A 17,694-nucleotide genomic window follows, 5' to 3' on the forward strand; every position below is an offset into this window, starting at 1 on the left:
GCCCCAAGCGCACTCTGCCCTTGGGGCTTTTTATTTATTGGCGCAGGCCAGGTTCATGACTTGAGGACCCCGGGCAATCCCGGTCATGCTCACAAATCCAGATCCAATACTTCCTGCATCCTCTCGCCAATCGACTGCCTCAACCACTCGGCATGGAACGCCATGTCCCGCACCGTTACCTCCGAAAACCGAAGTTCGATCGGTTTGCCATTGGCCCCGGCGAAGCACACCACAAAGTGACAAAAGTGGGCGGAAGCGGTCGTTATGTAGGGCCTGATGGAGTGGATATCGCTGTACGGCACGCATTCTTCGGTGGTTTGCCGGGCAGGGCGGCGCTGGGTGAAGGTGAGGCGTTGCTGGCGTTCGTCGAAGCAGAAGCCAAGCACCGTAGGCCCGGAGGCGAGCCAGTTGATCACGCAGACGGCCGCGAATGCGCTGATGAACATGAGCGCTAGAATCAGCGGATCTTCGATCATTCTCATGTGAATGGACGACAGGCCTTCGACCTTGAACAGCATCATGGTAAACACTGCCAGCCCGTAGACGGGCAGGGCCAGCAACATCCCCGCAACGTAAATCATGGTGCCCAGGTAACCCGGCCTGGATACGTCGTTTGAGCAATCCCACGTGGGCGGGTGCAGTGACGCTGATGTAGCGGTCGGGAACGGGGATTCGACCAGGCGCGGCGGGCGTTTGCGTTTCATGCGGCTGGCTCTTGGGAAAAATACCCGGCCATTCTTATCGTTATTGCTCAAGTACGCCTAGTAAAAAACACTTCGCCCGAGGTTGGGTTCTTCCTGGTCCCCGCCGTCCAGATTTCTTGCCTGCCGTGCTATCACCCTCACGGTCGGTAATTTGCCGGTAACTCATGCCGTGTCGGCGTCTTCTCTTCGTGATAGTGCGGTTTGCCCTGGGGAGAGCTCATCAAGGTCGAGTTGGCCAGGATCGTCTCCGTCAGCAAACAGTCCTCACCTTCCCCGAACCAGCAGGCCAGCGCCGAGTTTCGGTTGCCGTGCATGTCCACGACGGCTGGCCAGTTTTCGACGCCGTGGGCGTCACTGGGGGCGATGTCGGGGTAGTGCTTGGGCGGCAGGACCAGCGCATCGCCGGGCCGCAGCCACAGGTCGGCCAAATGAATTTCCCTCGACGCAGGCCGCCAACGGGCGACGCTGATCACCAGTGGCAAGCGGCCATAACGGGAAAAGAACGCGTGGGGGAAGTTGTGGTATTCGAGGTCGGTCGGGTTGTAGGTCAGCAGCTCGCGCTGGCGCCCCGGGCCGAGGTAGGGCGATTGATGGCCGGCCCATTTGCCGTAGGTGTATTGGCCCAGGATCAATTGGTCGTACTCGAAACGCAGGCATTCGCCGTTGCCGAGCAGGGTCATGCCAAAGGCCTGCGCCGTTTCCTTGGTTGCCCAGATCGGTGCGTAGTGCACTTCGCTGGCGTGGAAGTCGAACGTCTTGATCCAGTAGGAACCGCTGTTCGTTGCAACCTCACTGTCCCGCCAACTGATGCCCGAGTAGCGAGTACCCAGGGACAGGGCCGGGTTATCGGGGCTGAGCTGGATCAAGTGGCCGCGCTCCTGGACACTCGGTCGTGCCAGGCCATGGTCGTTGAACAGGTAGGGGAACCGGCGGGGATCGAGGGCCGTTTCCACGCCATCGCCGATAAAGGGAACACAGTTGAAGACTTGCATCGTATGGGGACCACGCACGCAAGAAGGCTAGAGAAAGGGCGCTCAATCGCCCAACGAACCTGTGGGAGCGAGCAAACTCGCTCCCACAGGGGTTTCATTATTGGGTATCAGCTATACGGACGATGCTGCTCACGCAACCAGTCCATGCCGTGAGGTAGGCGCCAAGGCCGGACGGCGGCGCGTTTTTCAATCTGGGTCAGGCACAAGGCGTCCCTCCAGTTGTAGACCATCAACAGGTGAAACACCTCATCGCCGCGCCGGTCCCAGATGACGTCGTCCTGCTGGCGACCCGGTTCGATGGGTTTTAGCCGGCAGTCGCCCTGGTCATGCATGCCCTGCAGGCAGGTTCCCGTCTCGTAGTTGATCAGCAGCACCGGGTGGTTGATTTCCGGATAAGGTTTTTCCAGCTCGGGCATGTACCAGTATTGCCCTGGGTTGTGCCTGTCCGGCGTCTGCATGGCGATACGGGTCCGGTTTTGCGGATCGACCGCCAGGGCCGGTTTGGCGTCGGTATTGTTGCGCACGATGTACAGCGCGGTGCGAGGGTCTTCCTCGGTCGTTGCGGTTTTTACCAACTTGACCTTGCCGAACGAGTCGTGGGAAAACCGAGCCTTGACCTTCACCGTTGGGTTGAGGTCCTTGCCTGCCTGGCCAAAACCGGCAATGAGTCCATCGACACCGGGCGCCTCGAAGTCATTTCCCGCCAGCACATAGGTCAGGCCGGACAACGGGTTGGGCTGCATGTGCTTGGTCAGCGTGTCCCAGCGCATCAGCGACACTTCGCTGGCGCCGTTGGACAGCAGGGCCTCACGCATGGCATACGTCGGGTAGTAGCGCGCGTCGCGCGGCCAGCGCTCAGTGGCCATCAGCAATTTTTGCCCGTTTTTTTGTCTCAGCAGCAGGGCCAGCGCATCCCAGAACTGTTCAAATTCCGTGGTCGATGCATTCGCGGCGGGTGGGTAGTGGAAGCTTTCGCTGGTTTCCTTGCTTTTGTTGTCCACGAACACCATTCGCAAGGCCGGGCGGGTTGCTTCGGCCTTGGAGGTGGCTTGCCGCCCGGAGCGGCCGAGGACAACCACCGATTCTTGCCAAGTGGCTTCGATTTCCGCCTTGTAGCTGGTGTACCACTGGTAGGCCTGCTCCAGTGCCGTACGGGTCTCGCCTTCCTTGACGAAGCGATAGACCGGCGCGATTGCCAACTCCACGACGGTCGGGTCGTCGGGCAGCGATTCGCGCCATTTGCCGAACTCCGTATTGCAATTGTTCGGGTCCACTGAGTTGAAAGCGATGGCGTGCGTGCCGCCCCGGGTGGTCAGGTTGGCGTTGCGATGGGCGATGTTTTTCTTGACCGTTTCCGAGACCGAGGTGGTCGCGCTACCGCTGACGAAGGCGCCGTATTCGGCCTTGACCATGGCATCGAGGGTGTTGGTCTTGCTGAGGAAACTCTTGAGTGCGGTCATCGCATAGTTCAGCGAGCCACCGACAGTCACTTCGCTGACGATATCGGCACCAAAGTCGACCAGGAAATTGAAGAACGGCGCCGGATTGCCCGGGTCGAAGGCCTTGGGCAACTCATCGATGCGCTTCTTGAACGCTTCCGTGGCATTGGCGGGGCTGACCTCGAGGGTCAGTTTCCACAACCGCACCGTGTGACTGTAGAGCGCGGCTTCGCGCTCTTCGAGCGTCTTGATGTCGCTGCCGAAGGTGGCTTTGAAACCGGCGGAAAAGGCGCCGTATTTGCCGGAGGCTTCGACACTCGTCTGGGTATGTCTTTCGAACTCATCACGGGAGGCAAACGTCTCGGTGGAGAAATTGTCGTTGGCCACGACCGTGGACATGGTGACGTTTTTCCCCACGTTGTAAGACGTTTTCCGGTATGGCACCGCACGTTTGCCCGATTCGGTATCGCCGACCTTCAGGCACTCCTTGCTGTCGCCGGCCCAATCGAGCCGGTTCAGTCCGCGCCCCAGTAATTGCGAACCGCCGATATCCCGCACGTCATCGCCTGCGTTGCCCTTCAGTCCATCGCTCATCGCCTTTCTCCCATCGCTCAGGTTGTATCAACTGGGTGCCAATTGATGGGAGTGAGTATCGGGAGGGCGGTGATAGGCGGACAGTCCAGAGCGGTGTCAGTCCGGTATCAGTTTGGTATCAGGCAAAATGCCATCTTTTCATTAACCCGGGCGAGGCGCAGGAGTACACTCGATCGGCTGCCGTTGTCCCAGGGTAGAAGGGCTATCGACATGGACTCGCGACCAAACACCTTTGCTGCCCTGCCCAGGCGTGATGCCTCGATATCCGACGGCCGTGTCCTGCTGGACGCCGTGTCGTTGAAAGGCCTGCGCAAACAGCATGGCCTGAGCCAGGAAACCCTGGCCGAGGCCTGCCTGAACCGGCATTTGTGCGTCTCGATCGCCTCCATCAAGCGGGCCGAAACCGGCAAGCCGGTGCTTTACCGCACGGCTCGGCACTTGGCGACGGCCTTCGGGGTCGATGTGAGTGAGCTGCTGAGCACTCCCGCCTCGGTGGCTTTGGCGCAGATCCAACAGACGATGAGCGCGGTGCACCAGACGGCCTTTGCGCAACAGGCGCTGAAACAGGTCGATGACAGCGTCATCCGCTACGTGCTGGAGCTGTCCTTTCGGATCGATGGGCTGCCCGCGACGACGTTCATGGAAGAAATCGAGCGCCTGGTGCGTCAGTTCGGTGGCGTTCCACTGGGGATGACGCAGGATGTGGTGATCGCCCAGTTCGGTTCGCCACAGGCCTATCGCAGCGATAGCGAGCGGGGCCTGCTCTGCGCGTTGGCGCTGAGTCGGGAGCAATTCGTCATGTCCGGGCATGCCTTGTTGCTGCGGCTTGTGCGCCTGAGTGCCGACACCATGGAGCCTGCGGTCGAGCCTGTCTTGCTCGCGCGAAAGCCGCTGTTGGAGCGTCATGGGCACGCGCCGGTGTATGTTGCGCAAAACCTGCTGGAACAGCTCGCCGCACGGTTTGAGTTTTCGTCCAGCGACGATGAGTTTCAGGCCTATCGCAAATGCCTGCGCCCGCGCAGCCTCGACGAAAACGCGCTGCGCCCGTTGGTGGGACGGGCCATTGAGCTCTTGCAGTTCAAGGCTGTGATCGAGGCCACCCAGGAATGCCAGGACGGGCACATCGTCTATGTGCGCGGCATGGCGGGCATCGGCAAGACCCGCCTGGTCAGTGAGTTTTTCGAAATGGCCCGGCAGCGTGGCTTTGCCTGCCATCGCGGCGATGTGCTGGATTTCGGCATGGACAACAGCCTTTGGCCCCTGGGGCAACTGCTGGCCAGCCTGCTCAACCTGGGGGGCGCGGCGTCCGTCAGCGCCTCGCTGTTGGATGCCGCGTTGTCCCGCCTGAAAGTGGCCGCCGAACATCGCATGTTCTTGCAAGTGCTGACGGGGGTGTCGTCTGCCGAGCCTCCGGCCCTGTATGCCGCGATGAGCAACCAGGCCCGTACCCAGGGGCTGTTCCAGGCCTTGCTCGACGTGTTGCTGCGCAGCGCGGTGCAACAGCCTTTGCTGATCTGCGTCGAAGACCTGCACTGGGGCGATGCCAGGCTGTTTATGCTGCTGGGCAGGCTGCTCGATGCCACTGAGGAAGCGCCGGTGGTCTGGCTGCTGACGTCCCGTCCCGAAGGCGATCCGCTGGAAAGCGAAATCCGTACGCATTCCTCCAGCCCCATGAGTCTGCTCGACATCGCGCCGATCCGGGCGCGGGAGGCCACGGTCCTGGCGGAGCAATTCACTGAGGTCGATCCGCGCTACCGGGCCGAATGTGTCGCCCGTGCCCAGGGCAACCCGCTGTACCTGACGCAACTGCTGTCGAGCCAGCAAGGGGTTTTCCCTGACAGCCTGCGGCATCTGGTCCAGACCCGCTTTGACAAATTGGCCCCCGAGCAACGTCGTGCCCTGCACTACGCCGCGGTGCTGGGCAATCGCTTCGAGCTGACGCTGTGGCGCGAAGCGCTGGGGCAGCCCGGATATCTGCCGACCGCGGACATGCGCCAGGGGCTATTGCGGGAGGTCGAGCCAGGCAGCTACCTGTTTGTCCACGACCTGGTCATGCACTGCCTCTACGATTCAATGCCAACGTTGCTGCGCGAGCAGTTGCACGGTGAGGTGGCGAATCTCTATCGCGCGCGCGACCGGGTGCTTTATGCCCAGCACTTGCTGCGGGCCAACGATCCGGCGGCGTTCGACGCACTGTTGGTGGCCATGGGCGAAAAACGACTGGCCTGCCAGTACGACAGCGTCCTTGCGCTGGCGCGGCAATGCTCGGCGTTTGCCGAGCGCGCGCAGGGCAATTTTCCTTTCGCGTTGCTGTGCGGCCAGGCGTGTTCGGGCCTGGGCCAGACCGTGGAGGCCCGGACGCATTTCCAGCGAGCCTTGGTATTGGCCGAGCGGTCGCAGGATCGGATCGAGGCCGCGTTGGGGCTGGCTGCAGTTCTCAATACCCTCGATTGCCTGGACGAGGAGGAGCGCCTGATCGAGGACATGCTGCCCATCGCCCGGTCCATGCAAGCCCATGTGGCGCTTGCCCGGTTGAATCACTTGCGCGGGAATATCTATTTCCCACGGGGTGATTACGCCGAGTGTCGCCGCCTTCATGAAGAAGCGTTGTCCTCTGCTCGCATCGGTCGGGACCTGGAAACCGAGGCCAAGGCCTTGAGTGGCATTGGCGACTCCTACTACGCACAAGGGCGCATGCAGACTGCCTACGAGGTATTCGATCAATGCGTACGCTTGTGCGAGCGCAATGGGTGGACACACGTGGAGGCGGCCAATCGCAGCGCCCGTGGATCGGCGCAGTTGTACCTGGGCCAGCCAGAGCCCGCCTTGCGTGACGCCATGGAGGCCATCGAATGCAGCGCCCGGCTGGGCAATCATCGAGCGCAGGTTTTCTCGCGGCTCACTGCGGCCTGGGTGCTGGTGGCGGGCGGCCAGGATGCCTTGGCGGAACAAGAGCTGAGCAGTGCCCTGACGCTGGCACGCAGCCTTGGCGCCAGCCGTTTCGAAGCGATCCTGCTGGAAGGGTTGGCGCGGGTGGCGTTGCGCCAGGGCGAGCGCGGGCTGGCGCAGACCTTGATCATGGAGGCGGCGAGCCTGGTGGAACGCTTCGAGTTGCAGCACTACATCGGGCCTTGGGTCTACGGCAGCCTGGCGATGATCAGCGATGACGAACCGTTCAGCCAGCAGGCCTTGGCGAAGGGCGAAGCCCAGCTCACCCAAGCCTGCCTGGCCCACAATGCCTTGCGCTTTCGTGTGGCTGCCGCTGAAACCTGCCTGTTGGCGGGTAATACCGAAAAGGCTAACTGGCATGGGCAACAGATGGCGGCGTTGCCCGAGTCGGCGTCGTGCGCCTGGATCAACCATCATGTTCGGTTGATCGATGTGGCGGGGCAGTGGCTGTGCAACGCCGATCAAGCCAGCGGCGAGAAGCTGAAGGGGATGGCGCGCGAAGCGCAGCAGATGGGGTTCGTGGCGACGATGCCGCGGTTGTTGCACGTGCTGGAGACTTGAGCGCTTCCAGGTACACCGTTGGTGCCTGAGACAAAACCGCACTTGGGTGATGAAGCGCGGTTTTTTAGCTGTGCCGTGGGTTTACTGATGGTCGGCCAGGAATTGCTCGGTACTCACCACATTCGCGTAGGCAAACCCCAGCGCCGCCATGAACGCCGCATGCACCTGGGCAGCCGGCACGACGACGCCGTTGAATTCCAGGTCGAGGGTGGCGCAGGCATCGTGGATCACCGTGACGCCGTAGCCCAGGTCTGCCGCCGCCCGCACGACGCCGTCGACGCACATGTGGCTCATGCTGCCGACCACCACCAGTTGTTCGATGCCATGGTGCTCGAGGAGGGATTGTAGTTCGGTCTCACGAAACGAATTGACGAAATGTTTGAGCACCACCGGTTCGTCGGCGCGGTTGAGCACGTTAGGATGCAGTTGTGCGCCTTCCGAGCCTGGGGTGAAGAACGGGGCGTCGTCGGAGGTGAACTCGTGGCGGATGTGCACCACGCGATCACCGGCCTGACGGAAGGCTTCGATCAACCGTACGGCATTGTCGGCGGCGGCTTCGGCGCCGACCAACGGCCATTTGCCCTGGGGGAAGTAGTCGTTCTGGATATCGACTACGATGAGCGCTTGCTTGGACATGGGGGCTTCCTCGATCAGATTGGGTGTGAAGCCAGTATTGGCTTTTACCGTCGCTTCGAGGATTGGCCGCAACGACAATAAGCGAGGGAAAACTGACAATGACGCAGCAAAGGGCAGTCGCCGAGCTTGGGGTGCTCATCTACCCTGGCGCGCAACTGGCGGCGGTGCATGGCTTGACCGATCTGTTCGCCGTGGCGCAGCGGATCGCGGCCGAGCATGCCAGCGTGCAGTTGCCAACGCTGCGGGTGAGTCACTGGCGGGTGGAGGAGGGCGAGGCGCCGTTGCGGGTGTTCGACAGCGAAACAGGCCCGGCGGGCAAGCTGGTGGCGTTGTTGATTCCACCGTCCCTTGCCGGTTTCAGTGAAGGCTTGGTCTCTCAGGCGCTGATGGATTGGCTGCGGGCGCAGCATGCCGACGGCACAGTGCTCGGCGGGGTTTGCGTGGGCTCGATCCTGCTGGCCGAAAGCGGCCTGCTCGACGGGCGCAGCGCCACCACCCACTGGACTTCGGCCAAGACCTTTGCCGCGCGTTACCCGAAAATCAAGCTCAACGCCGACAAACCCATCGTCGACGACGGCGACCTGATCACCACCGCCGGGTTGATGGCCTGGTCGGAGCTGGGGCTACGCCTGGTGGACCGCCTGCTGGGGCCCAGCATCGCCACGCGCACGGCGCAATTCCTGGTGATCGAGCACAGCGACAGCGCGAGCCAGTGCGGCAGTAATTTTGCGCCCATCCTCGGCCATGGCGACCCGGCGATTCTCAAGGTCCAGCATTGGTTGCAAAGCAGCGGCGCGGTGGAGGTTTCCCTCGGTGCGATGGCCGAACGCGCCGGGCTGGAAGAACGTACCTTCCTGCGCAGGTTTCGCGCTGCCACCGGGCTCAAGCCCACCGAATACTGCCAGCATCTGCGCGTCGGCAAAGCCCGGGAAATGCTGGAGTTCACCAATGGCACCATCGACCACATTGCCTGGACCGTCGGTTACCAGGACCCGAGCGCCTTTCGCGCGACGTTCAGGAAAATCACCGGGTTGGCGCCGAGTGATTACCGGGCGCGGTTTGGGGTAAGTCCACCGGGCACTCCCAAAGGCTGACACTGGACCTTTGTGGCGAGGGAGCTTGCTCCCGCTGGGCTGCGCAGCAGCCCCACCATCTCAACTGACTACATCTGGTGTAGGTTCTTTTGGGGGGGGCGCTTCGCACCCCAGCGGGAGCAAGCTCCCTCGCCACAGGGGGCTGTGTCTGCTGTTGGATATCGTGCAATTTGCGGGATGCCTATCATGGGTCGTGCAGAATGAAACAGGCCCGATGCTATCAACTGCGCACTAGACGCCCGTTTGGCTGAGCCATCCTTACCGATGCCACCGTTGGCCTGATCTCTGCACCTTTCCTGATTCACAGGCATATCCAAAGCCATCGAACGCAGGAAAAAGGGCAACGCATGACACCAGTCAATCGCAACAAGCGGGTAGTGGCCTATTCGGTCAATCCACAAGCGCCGCGCCATGAGGTCGAGACCAATCGTGCACTGGCCCAGTGGCTGGCGCAGATCCTGGGTTGGGAGTACGGCGACAGCCATGACCCCAGTGCCGGTCATGATCTTTATCTGTTGCCCACGCAAACCCTGATCGGCACCGAAACCTTGATGCGCCTGGGGGTCAAGGGGCCGGAGGATGTGTGGGGTGGGTATGTCGAGCATGATTTCATCTGCACCAAGGCGATTACCCACGGTCTGTTGAATAAGGATGCCGTGGCGCCCAAAGGCTGGTCGCCGCTGTTTGCCAAGCTCACGCGAGGCGCGGTACTCGATGGCGTGACGGTCTTTTCGCTCAAGGATGCGCGTCCGGCCGCCGAGCACTTGCTGTACACCGGTCCGATTCGCCTCAAGCCGATCCATGCCTGTGCCGGGCGTGGGCAACGGCTGATCAAGAGCCTGGCGCAGTTCGATGAAATTGTCGCCGGGCCGGACGCCCAGGCGCTGTTTCGCGATGGGGTGGCGCTGGAACAGCACCTCAACGAGGTCAAGACCCAGAGCGTCGGCCAGAGCTTCATCAACGGCAAGGTCCTGAGTTATTGCGGTGTGCAACACCTGACCCACGACAGCGAGGGGGTGGAGGTGTACGGCGGGTCGGACCTGCTGATAGTACAGGGCGGTTATATCGAGTTGCTCAGGCTCGAATTGCCCGACGATGTGCGCGAGGCGGTGCGCCTGGCGCAAGTGTTCGATGACGCCGCCAGTCAGGCCTACCCGAGCTTTTTTGCATCGCGGCGCAATTACGACATCGCCCAGGGCCTGGATGCCGCCGGCCAGCCCCGTGGCGGTGTGTTGGAACAGTCATGGCGCATGGGCGGCGCCAGCAGCGCCGAACTGGCGGCGTTGCAGGTGTTCGTCGAAGCGCCGCAAACCAGCGCGGTGCGGGTGTCCTCGGTGGAGACCTACACCGAGCAACCGCTGCCGCCCGGCGCGAGGGAGGTCTATCGCGGCGCGGCGCACAACGGCGACTTCCTTCTCAAATACGTAACGGTTCAATCCTATGACGGCTAGAAGTGAAACCATTCAGATCGAGATTGACGATGAACGCATGAACGGGACGTTCCTGAGTCCCAAGTCGAAGGTTCCTGGCGTGTTGTTCGTGCACGGCTGGGGCGGTAGCCAGGAGCGGGACCTGGAACGGGCCAAAGGCATCGCCGGCCTGGGTTGCGTGTGCCTGACCTTCGACTTGCGTGGGCACACCGGCGGAGCGGGGATCCCGTTGTCGCGGGTCACCCGCGAGGACAACCTGCGAGACCTGTTGGCGGCCTACGACCGCTTGCTCGCGCACCCGGCCTTGGATACCTCGGCGATTGCCGTGGTGGGCACCAGTTATGGTGGCTACCTGGCTTCGATCCTGACTTCGTTGCGTCCGGTACGCTGGCTGGCCCTGCGGGTGCCGGCGTTGTACCGCGACGAGCAATGGCACACCCCCAAGCGCGACCTGGACAAGACCGACCTGCTGGATTACCGCAGCACGCTGGTGCACGCCGGAACCAATCGCGCCTTGCATGCGTGTTCGCAGTTCACCGGCGATGTGTTGCTGGTGGAGTCCGAGACCGATGCCTATGTGCCCCATGCCACCATCATGAGCTACCGGGCGGCGTGCCAGCAGACCCACTCGCTGACTCACCGGATCATCGACGGTGCCGATCATGCCTTGAGCGACCCCGTATCACAGCAGGCCTACACCTCGATCCTGGTGGACTGGATCACGGAAATGGTGGTGGGAGAGCGCTTGAGCATCATCCAGGAACGCTGATCGTGCGGTGTTGGGGGCCCATCGCGAGCAGGCTCGCTTCCACAGGGGATGTGTAGCGATCGAGATAGGTGTGTTCACAACCGATCCAATGTGGGAGTGAGCTTGCTCGCGATGAGGCCAGGCAACCCATCACTTGACACCAGGCTTGACCCGCAACGCCTTGGCCTTCGCCTCGATCACCAGGTACATCACCACGGTAATCAGCAACGGCAGGATGAAATAGATCGCCCGGTAGGCGATCAATCCCGCCAGCAGGCTGCCCCGCGACACTTCATGTTGCAGCAGCGCAACGAACACCGCTTCCAACACCCCAAGCCCCGCCGGAATGTGGGTGATGACCCCCGCAATGCTGCTGATCAGCAACACCCCGAGCACCACCGGATAATCCAGTTTGCCGGGCAGCAACGTGAAGATCACCGCCGCCATCAACGACCAGTTCAGCGCGCCCAACGCCAGTTGCAGCACCGCCATGCGCGGTGATGGCAGGTTGATTTCCATGCCGCGAATCGTCCAGGCGCGGCGCTTGGAAAACCGGCAGGCCACCAGGTAACCGGCACTCACCAGCAGCAACAGCGCGCCGACGCCTTGCAACGCATCGCTGCTGAGTTTCCAGCCCGGCGGCATGGTCACCAGGCCGCTGCTGAACACCACCCCGGCCAAGGTCATGTAGCCGAACCAGTTGGTGGCCAGGCTCAGGCCGAGAATTTTGGCAATGTTCCCGGTGCTGACCCCCAGTCGCGAATACAGGCGATAGCGCATGGCGATACCGCCTACCCAGGCGCTGAGGTTGAGGTTGAACGCGTAACTGATCACCCCCACCGGCAAGATCTGCCGCCAACCGAGTTTCTGGCGGATGTAGGTGCGGCCGATCAGGTCGAAGCAGGCATAGGTGATGAAACTGGTGACGGTCAGCGCGGCGGCGATGATCAAGGTGCGCACCTTGAAGTCCGCCAGGGTGGCGAACACTTCCGACCAATCGATGCGGCGGGCCAAGGTGGTGAACAGCACGATCAACAGCAGGAAAAACGCCAGGGTCAGCGGTCTTTTCCAGCGGCTCCAGCGGGATTTGGGCTTGGACTGTTCCGGCGCATGGGCATCTCTCGGCGCGGCGTGCGCTTCAGAGTGGTTCATGGGGTTCGCTCCGGACCGCCGTCGGCGGTGAAAATGGTTTCAGACGCGGTTTATGGGCCGGCAGCCAGCCGGCCCAGGCCGGGAAATGGCGCAAGAAGTGGAACACCATGAAACCGATGGTCATGCGCCACAACAGGCCCCGGGGGGCGTGGTCCTCGGGCATGGCGGTGCAATGGTTGCGGCTCAGATAGTCGAGGCGCTCGAACAACTCGCGATTGAACGCCCGGTCGCGGATCAGCACATTGGCTTCCAGATTCAGGGACAGGCTCAGCGGGTCGAGGTTGCTCGAACCCACCGTGCTCCAATCCTCATCCACCAGGGCGACCTTGCCGTGCAGCGGTCGCTCGCAATATTCGTAGATCACCACGCCTGCCTTGAGCAGGTAGCTGTAGAGCATGCGCGCGGCGAGCTTGGCGATCATCATGTCCGGCTGGCCCTGCAGGATCAGCCGTACTTCCACGCCCCGCCGTGCCGCGTTGCGGATCTCGCGCAGCAACCGGTAGCCAGGGAAGAAGTAGGCATTGGCGATCACCACCCGCCGCTGGGCGCTGCGCAGCACTTGCAGGTAAACCTCTTCAATGTCGGTCTGGTGTTCGTGATTATCCCGGTAGACCAGGCGCACCTGGCCGTCGTGGTCGCTGAGCGCCAGCTCGTTGCGGCGGCTACGGCGGCGTTGCCACCAGTATTTGGCCCGGGCCGGCCGGCCGCTCTGCAATAGCGCGAAGTGATGGATATCCACCACCGCCGGGCCTTTGACCTCCACGGAATAGTCCTGCTTGGCCTCGGCGCCGAAATCGCCCAGGTGGTCGGCGGAAAAATTGATCCCGCCGATGAAGGCAATCACCCCGTCCACCACCACGATCTTGCGGTGCAGGCGGCGGAACCAGTTGGTGCGGATCCCCAGGCGCCGGGGCGCCGGGTCGAACATCTGCAAGCGCACCCCGGCGTCGCTCAATGAGGCCAGGAAACCGGTGGTCAGCTCACCGCAGCCGAAGCCATCGAGGCTGACGGTGATGCGCACGCCCCGTGCGGCAGCTTCGACCAACAGGTCCCGCAGTTCATAACCGACCTTGTCCTCGAACAGGATGAAAGTCTCCAGGAGGATTTCTGCCTCGGCCCGGCGAATGGCTTCGAAGACTCTGGGGAAATACTCTTCGCCGTTTTCCAACAGCTTGACGCGATTGTTGCCGTGCCAGCCGTATTCGATATCCGTCAGCGCCGGGTTGCGCTCGGTGAGTGGCGCCTCGACCTGCTCAACCGTCGCCTTGTTCATCGTCGCGCTCATAGTTCGATCTCCACCGACAGCGGTGCATGGTCGGACAGGTGCGACCAGGGACGTACGCTCAGCACTTTGGGGTGATGAGCCTTGAGGTTGCGCACGTAGATGCGGTCCAGGCGCAGGATCGGCAGGCGCGCCGGAAAGCTGCGTGCCGGCTTGCCCAACTGCTCGGCGAACACTTCCCGCAGGCCGCAGGGTTCGAGCAGTTCGCTGGCCTTGCCGCGCCAGTCGTTGAAGTCGCCAGCGACGATCACTGGCGCGTCGGGCGGCAGTTCGCTCAAGCGCTGGCAAAGCAGCTTGAGTTGCTCGACACGATGACCTTCGCGCAGCCCCAGGTGCACGCAAATGGCGTGCACCTGCTGTCCATCGCCCGGCAGGCGCAGCACGCTGTGGAGCATGCCGCGGCTCTCATGGCCGCTGATGGATACGTCCAGGTTGTCGTGGCGGATGATCTGAAATTTCGACAACAGCGCGTTGCCGTGGTCGCCCGCCGGGTACACCGCGTTGCGCCCGTAGGCGAACTGCGGCCAGAGGCTGTCGGCCAGGAACTCGTATTGCGGCATGCTCGGCCAGTTGCTGTAGCGCTGGGGGTGGTGTTCGTGAGTGCCGTGGACTTCCTGCAAGAACACCACATCGGCGGACACGCTGCGCACCGCTTCGCGCAGTTCCGGCAGGATGAAGCGCCGGTTCAGGGCGGTGAAGCCTTTGTGGGTGTTGACCGTCAGCACGGTGAAACGGCTGACCCGGTCGAGAACCTGGGCCTGTTGCTGGGTCGGTTCGTGGGTCGCTTCGCTGGTTTCCGGGCGGTTCATGGCAACACCCCTTCGGCCGGGCGCTCGCCGGGCGCGGTGGCGAGGTCCTTGTCCAGATGGAAGTGCTCCAGCAAGTGGCGTGCGTCATAGGGCGCGCGGACTTTGATGTCGTTGTCGAAATAGCAGAACACTTCCCGGCTTTTACGGGCCCGGGGCTTCTTGTCGGGGTCGATCAACTGGGCGTCGGTGGGTTGTTTGCCGTGGCTCCAGGCCTCGATCCGCGCGCCCCAGCGCTTCAACGCCTCGTTGGTATAGCCGCTGGCGTACAGCTGCTCGGCGCCGTGCAGGCGCAGGTAGACGAAATCGCTGGTGACGTCTTCACGATAGGGCCATTTACCGGCGGTGTCGGCGATCACCAGGGCCACGTCGTAGCGCTTGAGCAGTGTGACGAAGTGCGGGTCGATAAAGCTCTCATGGCGGATTTCCACGGCGTGGCGCAGTGGGCGCTTTTTATCAGTGGTGGTGCTGGCATGGCCGTCCAGGCGCGGCTCGTGCTCGCGGGCCAGGGCGGCGGCACCTTCGGTGTCGTGGGGCAGTTGCTTGAGGAAGTCTTCGAACAGCTCGGGGTCGAACTTGAAGCTGGGCGGAAACTGCCAGAGGATCGCGCCCAGCTTCTCCTTGAGCTCCAGCACGCCGGAGGCGAAGAAATTGGCCAACGGCTTGCGGATGTCTCGCAGGCGCTTGATGTGGGTGATGAAGCGCGGGGCCTTGACGCTGAACACGAAGCCGGGCGGTGTCTCGGCGTACCACTGGGCATACCGTTCGGGGCGTTGCAGGGCGTAGAACGATCCATTGATTTCGATACTGTTGACCGCTCGCGAGGCAAATTGCAGTTCCCGTTTCTGGGTCAGCCCCTTGGGGTAGAAATCTCCCCGCCAAGGCGTGTAGCGCCAGCCGGAAATGCCAATGTGGATCGCCGTCATGTATCCCTCCCGTGCCAATGACCTCGTACCGCCTGTGTCTTTTGATGACTGTTGCGCGGCCCGGAAAGTTTCGATGGGGTGCCCGGCGGCAGTGAACCTGTGCCGAGGGATGCGCAGTAAGTCCCAAAAACAGGGCCGCTGCGCGCCCCAGCGGGAGCAAGCTCCCTCGCCACAGGGGTTGTATTGGCCTTGCGAGCGAACTTGCCGGCCCAATATTGATCAGTTCCTTACCGATCCCGTGTGAAGGAGCCTCGCGTCTTGTCTCGATTGAGCACTGTATTGCTGCTGTTCTTGCTGGCGCTGACCGGCACCAGCGCCTACGGCACCGCCGCTGTCCCTGGCACCTCCAAGCCCGATGAACCGCCCGCCGAACCTGCGCCGCTGGTGCAGGGCGGTTTATTGGGGGCCATCAGTTCGAGCATCGACGACGTCCAGGACAAGCTCGATCTCAACCAGAGCCTGGTGGATGCCTGGCGCCTGCGGGCGGACCGGGCGGCGGATGAGGTGGACCGGCTGGTGGACCAGACGTCCCGTTCGTCCTGGCGCGTGGCGGGGGATTTCCTGTTGTTGTCGAGCGTCTGGATTGGCGCTTTTGCACTGATCTGGTCGGGCGCGCGGCTGCTGCTGCGCCATCTGGGCCGGCGCCGCTGGTTGCGCACCCGCCAGCGCCTGCGCGACCTGCTCGGTTATCTGCTGCCGTACACCGCTGCGGCGTTGATCTGCCTGCCGCTGACCCTGTACGTCAGCCACTTCCTGCAGGTGTCGGTCGGTCGCGCCCTGGCGCTGTGCTTCGCCTACGCCACCAGCAGCGGCATTTTCTCCACCTCGGTGTTGCTGTGCGTGATCGTGATGTTCAACGCGGGTCACAAACGCCGGGCGGTGGCGATGATCCGGCGCTTCAGCCCCCGGCCATTGTTCATGATCGGTTTTCTCGCCGCCCTCAGCGATGCCCTGACCAGCCCGCAGATCGCCCGGCAACTGGGCGGCAACATCACCAGCAGCATCGCAGTGTTCACCGGCTTGTTTGCCTCGGTGATCTTTGGCTGGCTGGTGATTCGCATGCGCAGGCCCGTGGCGCACCTGATCCGCAACCGCCCGCTGGCCCAGCGCTTGAAGCAACCGGCCTTGCAGGAGTCGCTGCGGATTTTCTCCGGGCTCTGGTATTGGCCGATCCTGTTGATGGTGCTGGTGTCGGCGGTGAGCCTGATCGGTGTCGGCGAGGACAACCAGAAAGCCCTGCGTTGTGCGCTGTTCACCACCATCCTGCTGATCGCCACGGTGTTCCTCAGCACCGTGTTCCAACACGTCTTCAAGTCGCCCAAGGCCGAGACCATCCAGCGCAACAGCGCCTACAAGGGCCGCCTGTTGAGCCTGCTGCACGCGTTGCTGCGCATCGTCATGGCGGTGGTATTCATCGAAGTCCTCGGACGGATCTGGGGCATTTCCCTGTTCGAGTTCGCCTCGCGCAATGCCATAGGCCGGGCGATCAGCGATTCCTTGAGCCGCATCGGCCTGATCTTCCTGATGACCTGGCTCACGTGGGTGGTGCTCGACACGGCGATCCAGGAAGCCTTGAAGCCGCCGCTGAACAAACGCGGGGCCCGCCAGCCCAGCACCCGGGTCAAGACCATCCTGCCGCTGTTGCGCAACGCGGCGAAAATCATCCTGGTGGTGATTTGCGCGATCACCACCATGGCCAACCTGGGCATCAACGTCGCGCCGTTGCTGGCCGGTGCCGGGGTGGTGGGGCTGGCGATCGGCTTCGGTTCCCAGCAACTGGTGCAGGACGTCATCACTGGGCTGTTCATCATTATCGAAGACACGCTGTCCATCGGCGACTGGGTCGTGCTCAGCTCCGGCCACGCCGGCACCGTCGAAGGCCTGACCATCCGCACCCTGCGCCTGCGCGACGGCAAGGGCTTCGTGCATTCGGTGCCGTTCGGCCAGATCAAGGCGGTGACAAACCAGTCCCGGCAATTCGCCTTTGCGTTTTTCTCCGTGCAATTCACATACGACACCGATGTCGACCAGGCCATCGAGCTGATTCGCGAGGCCGGGCGTTCGATCGCCGAAGACCCGTTCCTCAAGTTCAACCTGCAAGGGCCGTTGGATGTGTTTGGCGTGGACAAGATGGACCTCAACGGCGTGGTGCTCACGGCGCAGTTCCGCACCGTGTCGGGTGGGCAATATGCGGTGAGCCGGGCGTTCAACCAGCAGTTGAAGAAGCTTGTGGATAACCACCCGGCGGTGCACTTTGCGCAGACTTATCCACAGCAGGTGATGTTGCCCAAGCGGTTCGTGGAGGAGCCGAAAGAATCGGGGGAGTCGTGAGCTAATCGGTAACCCTGTGGCGAGGGAGCTTGCTCCCGCTCGGCTGCGAA

General features: G+C 62.5%; 13 protein-coding genes. 5 read left to right on the forward strand and 8 right to left on the reverse strand.

Features of this window, described 5'->3' with window-relative positions; translation table 11 throughout:
• Positions 1-89: 89 nt before the first annotated feature.
• The 3 genes from TK06_RS24435 to TK06_RS24445 form a co-directional block, all read right to left on the reverse strand.
• Entirely contained in the window at positions 90-704 is a 615-nt protein-coding gene (locus tag TK06_RS24435) for a hypothetical protein (RefSeq protein ID WP_203417391.1), read from the reverse strand.
• 137 nt (positions 705-841) lie between these two features.
• Complete coding sequence (locus tag TK06_RS24440; protein ID WP_063324145.1) at positions 842-1,696, reverse strand: hypothetical protein; 855 nt, start codon at positions 1,694-1,696, stop codon at positions 842-844.
• Between the two features lie 107 nt (positions 1,697-1,803).
• Positions 1,804-3,729, reverse strand: coding sequence for an MAC/perforin domain-containing protein (locus tag TK06_RS24445; protein ID WP_063324146.1), 1,926 nt, complete (start codon positions 3,727-3,729; stop codon positions 1,804-1,806).
• 210 nt (positions 3,730-3,939) lie between these two features.
• Here TK06_RS24445 and TK06_RS24450 point away from each other — a divergent pair, with 210 nt between their 5' ends.
• Positions 3,940-7,239: an ATP-binding protein gene (locus tag TK06_RS24450; protein ID WP_063324147.1), complete on the forward strand. Its 3,300-nt coding sequence runs from the start codon at positions 3,940-3,942 to the stop codon at positions 7,237-7,239.
• Positions 7,240-7,320: 81 nt separating this feature from the next.
• Here the strand turns inward: TK06_RS24450 and TK06_RS24455 are convergent, their stop codons facing one another.
• Positions 7,321-7,875: a cysteine hydrolase family protein gene (locus tag TK06_RS24455; protein ID WP_063324148.1), complete on the reverse strand. Its 555-nt coding sequence runs from the start codon at positions 7,873-7,875 to the stop codon at positions 7,321-7,323.
• Positions 7,876-7,973: 98 nt separating this feature from the next.
• On the opposite strand from TK06_RS24455, the gene TK06_RS24460 reads away from it, so the two are divergent.
• The 3 genes from TK06_RS24460 to TK06_RS24470 all read left to right on the forward strand — a co-directional run bounded on the left by TK06_RS24460 (position 7,974) and on the right by TK06_RS24470 (position 11,168).
• A complete protein-coding gene (locus tag TK06_RS24460; RefSeq protein ID WP_063324149.1) occupies positions 7,974-8,969 on the forward strand; it encodes a GlxA family transcriptional regulator in 996 nt (331 codons plus the stop codon).
• 347 nt (positions 8,970-9,316) lie between these two features.
• Positions 9,317-10,420, forward strand: a complete 1,104-nt coding sequence (locus TK06_RS24465) for a DUF3182 family protein (protein WP_063324150.1) — start codon at positions 9,317-9,319, stop codon at positions 10,418-10,420.
• Positions 10,410-11,168: an alpha/beta hydrolase family protein gene (locus tag TK06_RS24470; protein ID WP_063324151.1), complete on the forward strand. Its 759-nt coding sequence runs from the start codon at positions 10,410-10,412 to the stop codon at positions 11,166-11,168. Before TK06_RS24465 ends, TK06_RS24470 begins: the two co-directional genes overlap by 11 nt.
• 129 nt (positions 11,169-11,297) lie before the next feature.
• Here the strand turns inward: TK06_RS24470 and TK06_RS24475 are convergent, their stop codons facing one another.
• Genes TK06_RS24475 through TK06_RS24490 form a run of 4 tightly spaced genes read right to left on the reverse strand, consistent with a single transcriptional unit; the run spans position 11,298 to position 15,313 of the window.
• Positions 11,298-12,299 carry a lysylphosphatidylglycerol synthase domain-containing protein gene (locus tag TK06_RS24475; RefSeq protein ID WP_063324152.1) on the reverse strand — a complete coding sequence of 334 codons (1,002 nt, stop codon included), beginning with the start codon at positions 12,297-12,299 and terminating at the stop codon, positions 11,298-11,300.
• Positions 12,286-13,584 (reverse strand): cardiolipin synthase ClsB, encoded by a 1,299-nt coding sequence (gene clsB, locus TK06_RS24480; protein ID WP_063324153.1) that lies wholly within the window; start codon positions 13,582-13,584, stop codon positions 12,286-12,288. Before clsB ends, TK06_RS24475 begins: the two co-directional genes overlap by 14 nt.
• Positions 13,581-14,390, reverse strand: coding sequence for an endonuclease/exonuclease/phosphatase family protein (locus tag TK06_RS24485; protein ID WP_063324154.1), 810 nt, complete (start codon positions 14,388-14,390; stop codon positions 13,581-13,583). Before TK06_RS24485 ends, clsB begins: the two co-directional genes overlap by 4 nt.
• Complete coding sequence (locus TK06_RS24490; RefSeq protein WP_063324155.1) at positions 14,387-15,313, reverse strand: DUF72 domain-containing protein; 927 nt, start codon at positions 15,311-15,313, stop codon at positions 14,387-14,389. Before TK06_RS24490 ends, TK06_RS24485 begins: the two co-directional genes overlap by 4 nt.
• Before the next feature lie 258 nt (positions 15,314-15,571).
• On the opposite strand from TK06_RS24490, the gene TK06_RS24495 reads away from it, so the two are divergent.
• Positions 15,572-17,644 (forward strand): mechanosensitive ion channel family protein, encoded by a 2,073-nt coding sequence (locus TK06_RS24495; RefSeq protein ID WP_063324156.1) that lies wholly within the window; start codon positions 15,572-15,574, stop codon positions 17,642-17,644.
• Positions 17,645-17,694: the final 50 nt, after the last annotated feature.

The sequence above is a fragment of the Pseudomonas fluorescens genome (genome assembly GCF_001623525.1).
Classification (GTDB): domain Bacteria; phylum Pseudomonadota; class Gammaproteobacteria; order Pseudomonadales; family Pseudomonadaceae; genus Aquipseudomonas; species Aquipseudomonas fluorescens_Q.